This is a genomic window from Leucobacter triazinivorans (genome assembly GCF_004208635.1).
GTDB lineage: Bacteria > Actinomycetota > Actinomycetes > Actinomycetales > Microbacteriaceae > Leucobacter > Leucobacter triazinivorans.
This window is the reverse complement of the sequence record NZ_CP035806.1, coordinates 954,140-966,714: the sequence shown is the minus strand read 5'-3', so window position 1 is coordinate 966,714 and position 12,575 is coordinate 954,140. Positions and strand designations below refer to the sequence as shown.

Annotated in this window: 9 protein-coding genes; 8 read left to right on the top strand and 1 reads right to left on the bottom strand. The window is 71.4% G+C overall.

The genetic code is table 11. From position 1 onward, the window contains the following. Window positions 1-6: 6 nt before the first annotated feature. A complete protein-coding gene (locus EVS81_RS04475; protein WP_130109318.1) occupies window positions 7-768 on the top strand; it encodes an LmeA family phospholipid-binding protein in 762 nt (253 codons plus the stop codon). A gap of 85 nt (window positions 769-853) precedes the next feature. Here the strand turns inward: EVS81_RS04475 and EVS81_RS04470 are convergent, their stop codons facing one another. Beyond that, a complete protein-coding gene (locus tag EVS81_RS04470; protein WP_130109317.1) occupies window positions 854-2,371 on the bottom strand; it encodes a PucR family transcriptional regulator in 1,518 nt (505 codons plus the stop codon). Between the two features lie 160 nt (window positions 2,372-2,531). Between EVS81_RS04470 and EVS81_RS04465 the strand changes: the two genes are divergently transcribed. The 7 genes from EVS81_RS04465 to prfA all read left to right on the top strand — a co-directional run bounded on the left by EVS81_RS04465 (window position 2,532) and on the right by prfA (window position 12,516). Then, window positions 2,532-3,629, top strand: coding sequence for an alcohol dehydrogenase catalytic domain-containing protein (locus EVS81_RS04465; RefSeq protein ID WP_130109316.1), 1,098 nt, complete (start codon window positions 2,532-2,534; stop codon window positions 3,627-3,629). 34 nt (window positions 3,630-3,663) lie between these two features. Beyond that, on the top strand, window positions 3,664-5,088 hold the full coding sequence (locus EVS81_RS04460) for an APC family permease (RefSeq protein WP_130109315.1): 1,425 nt from the start codon (window positions 3,664-3,666) through the stop codon (window positions 5,086-5,088). Window positions 5,089-5,397: 309 nt separating this feature from the next. Next, window positions 5,398-6,834 (top strand): diaminopimelate decarboxylase, encoded by a 1,437-nt coding sequence (gene lysA, locus EVS81_RS04455; RefSeq protein WP_130109314.1) that lies wholly within the window; start codon window positions 5,398-5,400, stop codon window positions 6,832-6,834. Continuing rightward, window positions 6,831-8,141: a homoserine dehydrogenase gene (locus EVS81_RS04450; RefSeq protein WP_130109313.1), complete on the top strand. Its 1,311-nt coding sequence runs from the start codon at window positions 6,831-6,833 to the stop codon at window positions 8,139-8,141. Before lysA ends, EVS81_RS04450 begins: the two co-directional genes overlap by 4 nt. Further along, complete coding sequence (gene thrB, locus EVS81_RS04445; RefSeq protein ID WP_130109312.1) at window positions 8,138-9,085, top strand: homoserine kinase; 948 nt, start codon at window positions 8,138-8,140, stop codon at window positions 9,083-9,085. Before EVS81_RS04450 ends, thrB begins: the two co-directional genes overlap by 4 nt. Window positions 9,086-9,310: 225 nt before the next feature. After that, window positions 9,311-11,449 carry a transcription termination factor Rho gene (rho, locus tag EVS81_RS04440; RefSeq protein WP_130109311.1) on the top strand — a complete coding sequence of 713 codons (2,139 nt, stop codon included), beginning with the start codon at window positions 9,311-9,313 and terminating at the stop codon, window positions 11,447-11,449. After that, window positions 11,449-12,516, top strand: a complete 1,068-nt coding sequence (prfA, locus tag EVS81_RS04435) for a peptide chain release factor 1 (protein WP_130109310.1) — start codon at window positions 11,449-11,451, stop codon at window positions 12,514-12,516. Before rho ends, prfA begins: the two co-directional genes overlap by 1 nt. Window positions 12,517-12,575 lie beyond the last annotated feature (59 nt).

The window sequence follows — 12,575 nt, the reverse complement described above, 5'->3', positions numbered from 1 at the left end:
GGCCGCGTGGCGGTCCGTACGACGCGCCGGTGGCGCCGCCTGCTGGCGGTGCTGCTCGGCATCGCGCTGCTCGCGGGCGCGGCCGAGTTCGCGCTGCGGCTGATCATCCCGGGGGTGATCGGCGGCATCGTGCGCGACGAGCTGCACCTCACGGAGGATCATCCGGTCGACGTGAGTCTCGGCGGATCGGCGCTGCTGCACGCCCTGCGCGGCGGCATCGGCGATGTGAGCGTCGAGATCCCGAACGCACCGCTCATCGAGGGCGTCGTGCTCGACGCGAGGGTGCACGCCGACTTCTCCCCGTTCGACCCCCAGACGGGCGAGATCAGCGGCGGCACCGCCTCGCTGACGGTGCCGAAGGATCAGCTCGGCCCGGTCATCGCCCTGCTCACCTCCGGCGTCGCGCAGACGGGCGAGGTGCGCGGCGACGAGCTCGCGGTCGGGCGAACGGTGGAGGCGTTCGGTCAGCAGCTGACCATCACGGCCCGGATCGCTCTCGACGTGCACGGGGGAGATGTCGAGATCGAGCCGCGCGGGGTCGAGGCCGCGGGCCTCGAGCTCAGCGCCGAGCAGCTCTCGCAGGCCACGGGCTCGCTGCTCGATCCGATCCTGCAGCCGCAGACCGTCTGCGTGCGCGACCGCATTCCGGCGGGCGTGGTGCTGACCGGCATCGTGCTGTCGAGCACCGGATCGGTGCGGATCGAGGCGGATCTCGACCCGCGGATCCTCTCCGACCCCGCTCAGCTCGAGCCCGGCGTCTGCGGCTGATCCCGGCGAGCGGGCAGCGCCGCCCGCGGGGCCGTTCTCCCGCGGGCGGTCGGCAGGCCACGCTCGGTCGGCAGCGCAGGAGTCCTCAGAAGCCGGCGGCCCGCAGCGCCAGCCACGCGGCCGCACGATCATCGGCGCGGTCGAGGGACAGGCCCGTCAGGTCCTCGACGCGTCGAATGCGGCTGACGAGCGTTTGGCGGTGGATCCCGAGCCGAGCCGAGCTCGCGCGATGGGCGCCGTGCTCGGAGAGGTAGACCCGCAGGGTGCGGGTGAGGTCGCCGTGCGCCCCTGAGGGGTCGCGCAGGGGATCGAGCACGGTCGCGAGCTCTTTGCCGGACGCGTCGCCGAGCGTCGACAGCACGAGGTCGACGGTGGGGAGCGCGGCGTAGGAGACCACCTGCTGCCCGTCGTCGAGCGCGGTGCCGAGGGCCTGCCGCGCCTGCACCGCGCTGCGCGAAAGGGTCTCGACCGGAGCCGGCGCCCCGAGTCCCAGGTGCACGCTGCGTCCCGCGACCGGGGCGAAGGCCTCGACGCGCGCGGCCAGTTCTGCCGCCAGGTCGTCGCGCACGAAACCGCGCACGCGGTCGTGCGCCTCGGCGAAGACGTGCTCGGCGCCGAGCTCGTCGCACCAGCGCCGCAGCAGGCGCTCGAGGTCGATCGTGCGGGTCTTCGCCCCGAGCTCGAAGCCCGTCAGGCTCGGCTCGTGCACGCCCCAGCGGCGCAGCAGCTCGCGGGCGCCGCTGCCGCCCGCGAGCAGGGTCGCGAGCAGGGCTTCGCGCCCGAGGTGCTCGGTGAGCGAGGGATTGTGGGTGCGGAGCAGCAGATCGAACAGCGCGGCCGCCAGCGAGGCCAGGTCGCGCGAGTGGCTGGTGCGACTCGATCGCGTGGCGATGACGAGATACCCGGCCAGGTCGCGATCCGATCCCACCTGGTGCAGCTGCAGCCCGTCATGGCGCACGCGGACGGGGCGGCCGAGCGCGAGCGCCGCGGCGTCCGAGATGTGCAGCCGCCCGGCGCCGGCGCTCGCCACCAGCTGGCCCTGCGCGTCGAGCAGCACCGCCCAGCCGTCGATGCGGTGGGCGAGCTCGGCGATCACCGCGGTCGCCCCGCCCCGCCGGGCGACCTGGGTCAGTACGTTCATGCCCGCGGTGACCAGGCGGTCGGCTGCGGCGCGGTCGTCGGCGATCAGCGTCGTCAGGGTGGCGTGCAGCGCGGTACCGCCGAGGCGGGTGCCGAGAATCGCGGTCATCCCGTGGCGGGCGAGGGCCTCGCGCAGCTCGGGCTCGTCGCTCGGGCCCACGTAGACGGCACCCGTGAGCTCCGGATCGCCGTGGGCGCGGTCCGTGCGACGCGCGTCGCGGGGCGACCCCCGTCCCGACGATCCGGGTGCGGCTGCGGCGACCGGGCCGCCGGATGCGCCGGCGCCCAGCGCCTCGAGCAGCGCCTCGGGGTCGCCCGTGACGAGCGTCGCGTAGGCGGGATTGCCGATGACGACGAAGTCGTGCAGGCGAGAGACGCCGTCGACGGGAGTGCGCTCGGAGAGCCGGTGGGAGATGCAGGTGCCGCCGACCGCGCGGGCGATCGCGGCGAGGTCGAGAGACATGCGCCGAGTGTACCAAGTGGTGAAGCTGTTCAATCGTAATCATCATCTGGCGCAGTGACAGGCGCGGCCGCGGGTCCGTAGCATCTCCTGAGTCGCCACTCTCCGGCGCCGGTCGGGCACGGGGCGACGGCAATGCGAATCGAGCAACGAGGGAGTGCACATGAAGGCCGTGGTGTTTCGCGATCCGGGGACGCGGGTAGAGGTTGCGGAGGTCGATCTCGCGGCTCCGAAGGCCGGCGAGGTGCGCGTGAAGATCGCGGCCGCCGGCGTCTGCCACTCGGATCTGCACGTCAAGCGAGGGGAGTGGGTCGCGCCCGCTCCGATGATCATGGGGCACGAGGGCTCCGGCGTGGTCGTCGAGCTCGGAGCGGGGGTCACGTCGCTCGCGGTGGGCGACCACGTGGTGCTGAGCTGGGTGCCGCCGTGCGGCGAGTGCCGCTACTGCCTGCAGGGGCATGAGGCGCGCTGCCAGAAGGTGGCCACGGTCGTCGCGCCGCAGGGGGTGCTCTTCGACGGCACGTCGCGCCTCAGCCGCGACGGCGAGGAGCTGCACCACTACCTCGGCGTCTCCTCGTTCGCGGAGGAGGTCGTCGTCCCCGCGTCCGGTGCCATCAAAGTGCGCGACGACGCACCGCTCGATGTGATCGCCGTGGTGGGCTGCGCGGTGGCGACCGGCGTGGGCGCCGTGCTGAACACGGCCGCGGTCGAGCCCGGCGCGACGGTCGCGGTCATCGGCTGCGGCGGTGTCGGCCTGAACGTGGTGCAGGGCGCCAAGCTCGCGGGCGCCGAGCGCATCGTGGCGATCGACGTGGTCCCCGAGAAGACACGCATGGCGCTGCAGTTCGGCGCGACGGATCGCATCGACGCCTCCGAGCGCGACGCCGTCGAGCAGCTGTTCGAGCTCATCCCCGACGGGGTCGACTACGCCTTCGACGCGATCGGGCGCACCGCCACCACCGAGCAGTCGATCCGCATGCTCGGCCTCGGCGGCGCCGCTGTCGTCGTCGGCCTGCCGCCGACCGGGGCCAAGGCATCGTTCGAGCCGCTGGTGCTCGCCGAGGCGGATCAGCGCATCCTCGGCTCCAACTACGGATCGGTGCGTCCCTCGATCGACATCCCCGCGCTCGTGGACCGGTACATGGACGGCCAGCTGAAGCTCGATCCGCTCATCTCGGGCCGCCGTCCGCTGGACGACGCGGCCGAGGCCCTCGACGATCTCGAGGCCGGGGGCGTGCTGCGCACCCTGCTCATCCCGTAACCGCACCACCACGCTTCCACTCGAAGGAGAGAACATGACTCAGACCACGGAACGGAAGGTCGACGCCGGCCTGCGCGAGGGGGTGATGTCGGGCCCCGAACTCGCGGCCCAGGCCATCGCCAGCATCGCGCCGAGCGCGGTCATCGCCTTCACCGCCGCCGCCATCTTCCTCGGCGCCGGCAACGGCACCATGATGGCCTTCGGGCTCGCCACGGTCGTGATCCTCTGCGTCGGCTACATCGTCTCGGTGTTCGCCCGCAGACACGCATCGGCCGGCTCGCTCTACACCTATGTCGCGAAGGGCCTCGGGCCTACGGGCGCCTTCGCCGCCGGCGTCGCACTGCTGATCGGCTCCTGGGGCATCGCGGCGGGGTCGCTCGGCGGCGCGGTGTCGTACGCCTCCGACCTCTTGCAGCTGTTCGGGATCCCGGCCACGGGTACGGTCTGGCTGATCGTGCTCACGGTGGTCATCGGCGGCCTCGCCACCTTCTTCACCATCCGCGGGATCCGCGTCTCGGCACGCGTCTCCCTGGTGCTCGAGCTGGTGTCGGTGTTCATCATCGTCGTGCTGCTCGTCGCCGCACTCGTCTGGCTCGGTCCGGACGCGTGGGATCCCTCGCAGTTCTCGTTCGAGGGCGTCCCGTTCCAGGGCGTCGCCGCGGGCATGGTGCTCGGCATCCTCGGCTTCGTCGGGTTCTCGTCGGCCGACGCCCTCGGGCGCGAGGCACGCAACCCGCACACCGCGATCCCTCGCGCAATCATGTGGAGCGCCGTCGTGGTGGGCGTGCTGTACGTCTTCGCCGCCTACACGCAGATCGCCGTGCTCGGCGATGAGCTGGGCGAGGTGGCCAGCCCGCTGCAGGCCATCAACGACCGCATCGGCATGCCGGTCTGGTTCGCCCCGATCCTCGTGTTCGGCGTGGCCGCATCGTTCTTCGCGGTCGTCGTCGCCCCGCTCAACGTGGTCGGGCGCATCATCTACGTGATGGGCAAGGAGGGGATCGCCCCCGAGCGCTTCGGCCGCACCCACGAGACCCACCTCACCCCCCACCGGGTCCTGCTCATCGCGGGTCCCGCGGCGATCGTGCTCGACATCATCCTGCTGCTGCTCGGCACGCACCCGATGGACATCGTGGTCTGGGTCGACACCTACGGCACCTACGGCTACATGGTGGCCTACGCGCTCGTGGCGATCGCCGGTGTCGTCTACACCCGCCGAATGGGGATGCCGAGCACCCTGGTGCGCATCTGCGCCCTGGTCGCGGTCGTCGCGATGGCGTACGTCTTCTTCGCCAACGTGTGGCCCGTTCCGGCCTTCCCGCTCAACGTGATCCCCTACCTCTTCATCGCGACCATGCTGATTGCGTTCTCGCGGTTCTGGTGGATCCGGGCCAAGCGGCCGGACGTGCTGCAGAACGTCGGCAACACCCACACCGAGATGCTCGAGGGCGTCGGCTGACCGGTGCGCCGCTCGCACGGGCCGGTCGCGTGAGTCGCGGCCGGCCCGTGCTGCGTGTCGGTCCGTCGATCGCGTGCGTCCGCGGCCGTGCGCAGACCTCGCGCATATGCGGCACGCTACACTGATCTGGTTCGTACCGGGCCTCGGCCCCGTTCGCACGGCTTCAGGGACCAATCCGGGTCCGCTCGCCAGGACCGCCCCGGTGGCGGCGCTGCGGGCGCGCACGAACACCATCAGATCGTGGACCGGATCCGCGGCCGCACCCACCGGCCGTCGCGGCGCGGCCAAGTACCCGAACAGGAGCGACCGATGACGCGTGCGCACCCCGCAGATCCCAATGCCATCGACTCGCGCGTCTTCCCGCCGACGGCGCGCCGGGGGAGCGAGTGCCGTCAGCTGAAGGTGGGGGGCGTGCGCGCCACCGATCTCACTGCGGAGTTCGGATCGCCGCTCTGGGTGATCGACGAGCAGGCGGCTCGGGATCGCGCCCGCGAGGTGCGCACTGCGCTGCAGCGCGAGGCCGAGCGGATCGGCACCTCCGCCACCGTGTACTACGCCGGCAAGGCCTTCCTGTGCGTGGAAGTCGCGCGCTGGATGGCGGAGGAGGGACTCGCCATCGACGTGGCCAGCGGCGGGGAGCTCGCCGTGGCCCTCGCAGCCGGGGTGGATCCCGCGCGCATCGGCTTCCACGGCAACAACAAGTCGGAGCGCGAGATCGCCCGCGCCGTGGAGGCCGGCGTCGGCACGATCATCATCGACAGCGAGATCGAGACCGAGCGCGTCGCGGCCGCTGCGGCGGCTGCGGGGGTGCGCCAGCGCGTGCGCCTGCGCGTCAACAGCGGCGTGCACGCCTCCACCCACGACTTCCTCGCGACATCGCACGAGGATCAGAAGTTCGGTCAGCCGCTCGCGGAGGCTCCGCGCCTCGTCGCGGCGATCCTCGCCCACGACAGCCTCGACTTCGTCGGCCTGCACTGCCACATCGGCTCCCAGATCTTCGCCACCGACGGCTTCCGCGAGTCCGCCAGGCGGCTGCTGAGCAGCTACCCCGAACTCGAGCGCATCGCCGGCCGGCCGATCCCCGAGCTCAACCTCGGGGGAGGGTTCGGCATCGCCTACACGAGCTCCGAGGCCGATGCGGTTCCGGCGATCGCAGACGTCGCGCGCGAGCTCGCCGACATCGTCGCCGCGAGCGCGGAGGAGTTCGGGATCGCGCTGCCCCGGCTCGTCTTCGAGCCGGGGCGCGCCGTGATCGGCCAGGCCGGGGTGACCCTGTACACGGTGGGGACGACGAAGGCCGTGCACCTGGCCGGCTCGGATGCCGATGCCGATCCCGACGATCTCGGCTACGCCGAGCGGCTCTACGTGAGCGTGGACGGCGGCATGAGCGACAACGCCCGGCCCGCGCTCTACGGCGCCGACTACCAGGTGCGCATCGCGAATCGAGAAAGCGACGCCGTGGCGGCGCTCGTGCGCGTGGTCGGCAAGCACTGCGAGGCCGGCGACATCGTGGTGCAGCGCGACCTGCTTCCCGGCGACGTGCGCCCGGGGGATACGCTCGCCGTAGCCGCCACCGGCGCCTACTGCTGGTCGCTCTCGAGCAACTACAACTACGTGCCGCGACCGCCGGTCGTGGCGGTGCGCGACGGCGGCGCGCGGCTCATCGTGCGCGGTGAGACCGAGGACGAGCTGCTGGCGAAGAGCATCTTCGGACAGGACGAACACACGAACGGAGCAACCAAGTGAACGGGTACCGTGACCTGCGTGTCGCACTGCTGGGCTGCGGCTCGGTCGGAGCACAGGTGGCCAGGCTGATCCTCGAGCACGGCGACGAGCTCGCCGCGCGGATCGGCGCGCGTCTGACGCTTTCCGGCATCGCCGTGCGCAATCTCGATTCCCCCCGCGATGTCGAGTTGCCGCGCGAGCTCTTCACCACCGATGCCGAGCGGCTCGTGCAGGGCGCCGACATCGTGATCGAGCTCATGGGCGGCATCGAGCCCGCCCGCGCGCTCATCACTCAGGCGCTGCAGGGGGGCGCCGACGTCGTGACCGCCAACAAGGCTCTGCTCGCGGAGCACGGCCCCGAACTGTTCGAGGCCGCCGAACAGGTGGGCGCGCAGCTCTCCTACGAGGCGGCCGTCGCGGCGGCGATCCCGATTCTGCGCCCGCTGCGGGAGAGCCTCGCGGGTGATCACATCACCCGGGTGATGGGCATCGTGAACGGCTCGACGAACTACATCCTCGACCGCATGGACCGCTTCGGCGACAGCGCGGAGGACGCGGCGCGAGTGGCGAGCGAGCTCGGTTTCCTCGAGGCCGATCCGACCCTCGACGTCGAGGGCTACGACGCAGCGCAGAAGGCCACGATCCTTGCGAGCATCGCCTTCCACACCGAGGTTCCCGTCGACGCGGTGCATCGCGAGGGCATCACCGGCATCACCGCCGCGCAGGTCGAGGCGGCGAAGAGCGCCGGCTACGTGATCAAGCTCCTCGCGATCGCCGAGCGCATCACCTCGAGCGACGGCGTGGACGGCGTCTCGGCCCGGGTCTACCCGGCGCTCATCCGTCGCGATCACCCTCTCGCGGCGGTGCACGAGGGCAAGAACGCCGTCTTCGTCGAGGCCGAGGCGGCCGGTGAGCTGATGTTCTACGGCGCCGGTGCGGGCGGTGCGGAGACGGCATCGGCCGTGCTCGGCGACCTCGTCTCAGCCGCGCGCCGGCACGTGGTCGGCGGCCCGGGCATCGCCGGCTCCCTGCACGCCGAGCTGCCGATCCTGCCGGTGGGCGAGGTCAATACGGCCTATCAGATCATGCTCGACGTGCGCGACGAGCCGGGGGTGCTGGCCGCCATCGCCGGTGTCCTGGCCGAGCACGGGGTCTCCGCGGCGAGCGTCGAGCAATCGGTGGCGCAGGGAGGTGGCGCACGAGCGTCGCTGGTCATCGGCACGCATGTCGCGCGCGAGGCCGACCTCGCGGCGACCGTCGACGCGTTGCGCACGGCCGACCGCGTGCTGAGCGTGACCAGCGTGCTGCGGCTGGAGGGTGCCGAGTGAGCGCGGAGCCCTCCGCGCAGCCGGTTCGCTCCGTGCGCGTTCGAGTGCCCGCGACCAGCGCCAACCTGGGCCCCGGCTTCGACACGCTTGGAATTGCGCTCGCGTACGGCGACGAGCTCGTGGCGACGACCCGTGAGAAGCCCGGCGCGATCGTGCGGGTCACCGGGGTCGGCGCGGGCGAGGTGCCCACTGACGAGTCGAACCTGGTGGTGCGGTCGGCCGCCCACGTATTCGAGCGTCTCGGCCGTGCCGTTCCCGGGCTCGAGATCACGGCGCACAACCGCATCCCGCACGGGCGGGGGATGGGATCCTCGGGCTCGGCCATCGTCGCGGGGGTGATGATCGCCGCGGGGCTGCTGCAGAGCGATCCCGCCGACCCGATCGAGGTGAGCGAGGACGAACTGCTGGCCTTCGCGACCGAGCTCGAGGGGCATCCCGACAATGTCGCACCGGCGCTCTTCGGCGGACTCACGATCGCGTGGACGACGCCCGCGGGTCCGCGGTTCAAGAAGCTGATGGTGCACCGCGGCGTCGCACCGCTGGTGCTCGTGCCCGACTTCACCATGTCGACCGAGCTCGCGCGCAGTCTGCAGCCGAAGCACGTGCCGCACGAGGACGCGGTGTTCAACGTGTCGCGGTCGGCGCTGCTCGTGGCGGCGCTCACGCAGAGCCCCGAGCTGCTGCTCGAGGCCACCGAGGACCGTCTGCACCAGGACTACCGCGGCGACGCCATGCCCGCCACGCGCGACCTGATCGGCGAGCTGCGCGCGGCCGGTCACCCCGCCGTGGTGTCCGGCGCGGGTCCGTCGATCCTCGTGCTGGCGAACAGCCCGGCTGAGCGGCTCGGCGCAGCGGATCTCGTGGCCGAGCGTCACGCTGATTGGCGGTCGCTGATCCTGGCGGTCGACACGAAGGGTGCTACAGTGGAGCCGATCCCGTCATAACCGCGTCAGTTCGCGTCGCCGAGACCCAGACGGTTGCCGAGCGAATCGCGAGCGAAGGGTTCGGGCAGTGAGCAGTCGCCGCTCGCCCGACCAGCGTGGGATGTGGGTCGATTTCCTCACCGCGACCATTTCGTCCGGTGATCCCGATACGCACATCTGTGCATGAGCGCGGGAAGGCGAGGCCGAATGCGCCCGCTGTTCCGGCGCCGTTCCGAGAGGAAGAACGTGGAAACGAACGAAGAGACCACCAGCACGCCCGCCGAGGAGACCGCGCCGGTGCGCCGACGCGCCTCGCGACGTGCGACCGCCGCAGCCGGCGCGACCAGCGAGACCGTGGGGGCCGAGGCGGCTCCGGCTGCTGACGCTGCTCCTGCTGCCGACACGGCTCCGGCCGCTGAGGCTGCTCCGGCTGCCGAGGAGGCGCCGAAGAAGCGCGCCACGCGCAGTCGCAAGAAGGTCGAAGAGCCTGCGGCCGAGGCGGCGTCGACCGCGCCCGAGGCGGCGTCGACCGCGCCCGAGGCGGCGTCGACCGCGCCCGCGCCCGCCGCTGCCGCGAGCGAGGATGCCCCGGTGGAGGCGCCGAAGAAGCGCGCCACGCGCAGCCGCAAGAAGCCCGTCGAGGCACCGGCCGACGAGGCTCCGGCCGCGAAGACTTCGGCGGCTGAGTCTCCGGCCGCGCAGACTTCGGCCGCTGAGGCTCCGGCGGCGGAGTCCGGCGAAGCCGCGTCTGCCACCGAGTCGACCGGCACTGCTCCGACGAAGCGCGGCCGCAGTCGCCGCGCCCAGACCGTGGAGACCGCGGCCGACGCCGGTGATGCAGAGGGCCAGAAAACCGAGGTCGGTGGTTCCGAAGGATCGAAGAACCAGGCGGCGAAGACGCAGGCGGAGAAGCCCGAGCGCCAGAACTCCGAGGGCCAGAAGTCGGAGAACCAGAAGCCCGCCGAGGCGAAGGCCTCGGCGACCAAGTCCGAGGGCGAGCAGGCCTCCGGCGACGGCGACAAGCCCGGCCGCAACCGTCGTGGGCGCGGCCGCGGGCAGAAGAGCGACGGTGCCGATACGACCGAGGCCGCAGAGCAGAGCGCCGGGGGCGATGACGGCAAGAACCGCGGTCAGTCGCAGAACGGCGACAAGAACGGCGACAGGAACGACAAGAACGGCGACGCCTCGTCGCGCTCCAGTCGCACGCGGCAGCGCGATCGCAAGCGCCGCGGCCAGAACGACGATCTCGAGCCCGAGATCACTGAGGACGACGTGCTGCTGCCGATCGCGGGCATCCTCGACGTCCTCGACAACTACGCCTTCGTGCGCACGAGCGGCTATCTGCCGGGGACGAGCGACGTGTACGTCTCGCTCGGCCAGGTCAAGAAGTACGGCCTGCGTCGAGGCGACGCCGTGGTCGGTGCGATCCGTCAGCCGCGAGAGGGCGAGAGCGGCGGGCGCCAGAAGTACAACGCGATCGTCAAGATCGACAGCGTCAACGCACGACCCGTCGAGGAGAACGAGAAGCGCACCGATATCGCCGAGCTGACGCCCCTCTTCCCGCAGGATCGCCTGCGCCTCGAGACCACGGCCGACCGCGTGCTGGGCCGTGCGATCGACCTTCTCGCTCCCGTGGGCCTCGGCCAGCGGGGACTGCTCGTGCTGCCCGCCCGCCAGGCCGGTGCGCCCGTACTCGCCGAGCTGGCCCGAGCCGTGAGCACGAACGCGCCGGAGGCGCACCTCATGCTCGTGCTGACCGACGCGCAGCCGGAGGAGGCCACGCAGCTCGAGCGCACGATCGCGGGTGAGGTCGTGGCCGCCACCTTCGACCGTCCGGCGGAGGATCAGGCCACTGTTGTGGAGCTTGCGATCGAGCGCGCCAAGCGCCTCGTGGAGCTCGGACACGACGTCGTCGTTCTCGTCGACTCTCTGAACCGTCTGGCGCGGGCCTACGCGCAGGTGCAGCACACGCCCGCCCGACTCGGCCTCGACGAGATCGACGAGTTCGCTCTCGGCCAGATCAAGCGTCTGCTCGCTGCGGCTCGCAACGTCGAGAACGGCGGCTCGCTCACCGTGCTCGCGACGGTCCACGCCAAGACCGGCATCGCGGCTGACAAGACGCTGCTGCGCGAGGTGCGCGCCGTCGCCAACAGCGAGGTCCGCTTCGAGAAGTCGCTCCCCGGCCTGGCCCCGGTCGTCGACCCCTCCGCCTCGCTGACCCGCAACGCCGAGGCGATGCTCGGCAGCGCCGAGCTCGCGGCGCACGCGACGATCCGCGAATCGCTGAGCGAGGACGACGCCTCCGACAAGGTGCTCCAGCGTCTCCGCGGCTCGGCGTCGAACGCGGCGCTGCTCGCCGAGGTCCAGCGCACCGGCACGTTCTGATGTTCGAGCAGGTCGAGCAGCTGCTCGTCGAGCACGGGCAGCTGCAGGAGGAACTCGCCGATCCGGCGCTCCACGCCGACGCGGCGCGCGCGAAGAAGGTGAACCGGCGCTACGCCGAGCTCAGCAAGATCAAGGCGGCCTACGAGCAGTGGCAGCAGCTGGGCGACGACCTCGACGCGGCGCGCGAGCTGGCCAGGGAGGACGAGGGCTTCGCCGAGGAGATCCCGCTGCTCGAATCGGCGTTGGCAGAGGCGCAGGAGAAGGTGCGGCGGCTCTTGATCCCGCGCGATCCCGATGACGCACGCGACGTGATCCTCGAGATCAAGGGCGGCGAGGGCGGTGCCGAGTCGGCCCTCTTCGGGGCCGACCTGCTGCGCATGTACCTGCACTTCGCCGAGGCGAAGGGGTGGAAGACCGAGATCCTCGAGAAGGACGAGAGCGATCTGGGCGGCTACAAGAACGTGCAGGTGGCGATCAAGTCGAACGCGAACGACCCGTCGCAGGGTGTCTGGGCGCACCTGAAGTACGAGGGCGGCGTGCACCGCGTGCAGCGTGTGCCCGTCACCGAGTCGCAGGGGCGCATTCACACGTCCACCACCGGCGTGCTCGTCTACCCGGAAGTGGACGCGCCGGAAGAGGTGGATATCAGCCAGAACGATCTCAAGATCGACGTCTACCGCTCGAGTGGCCCCGGCGGGCAGTCGGTCAACACCACCGACTCGGCCGTGCGTATCACCCACCTTCCCACCGGCATCGTGGTCGCCATGCAGAACGAGAAGTCGCAGCTGCAGAACCGTGAAGCCGCGATGCGCGTGCTGCGCGCCCGGCTTCTCGCCCGGCAGCAGGAGGAGGCAGCAGCCGAGGCCTCAGCGCACCGGTCGAGCCAGATCCGCACCATGGATCGTTCGGAGCGCATCCGCACCTACAATTTCCCGGAGAACCGCATCGCGGATCACCGCACGGGGTACAAGGCCTACAACCTCGACGCCGTGATGAACGGCGCGTTGGATCCCGTGATCGAGTCCTGTGTCCGCATGGACGAGGAGGCCCGGCTCGCCGCGATGTAGCGGGCGCCTCGGCGTCGCTGGTCTTGCCTTGGCGCCGTCGGGGACCTAGCGTAGGAGTC

Bases quoted from the DNA above. Each gene is read 5' to 3' on its own strand.
- EVS81_RS04470 (WP_130109317.1), bottom strand. From the start codon at position 2,371: ATGTCTCTCGACCTCGCCGCGATCGCCCGCGCGGTCGGCGGCACCTGC.
- EVS81_RS04465 (WP_130109316.1), top strand. From the start codon at position 2,532: ATGAAGGCCGTGGTGTTTCGCGATCCGGGGACGCGGGTAGAGGTTGCG.
- EVS81_RS04460 (WP_130109315.1), top strand. From the start codon at position 3,664: ATGACTCAGACCACGGAACGGAAGGTCGACGCCGGCCTGCGCGAGGGG.
- lysA (WP_130109314.1), top strand. From the start codon at position 5,398: ATGACGCGTGCGCACCCCGCAGATCCCAATGCCATCGACTCGCGCGTC.
- prfA (WP_130109310.1), top strand. From the start codon at position 11,449: ATGTTCGAGCAGGTCGAGCAGCTGCTCGTCGAGCACGGGCAGCTGCAG.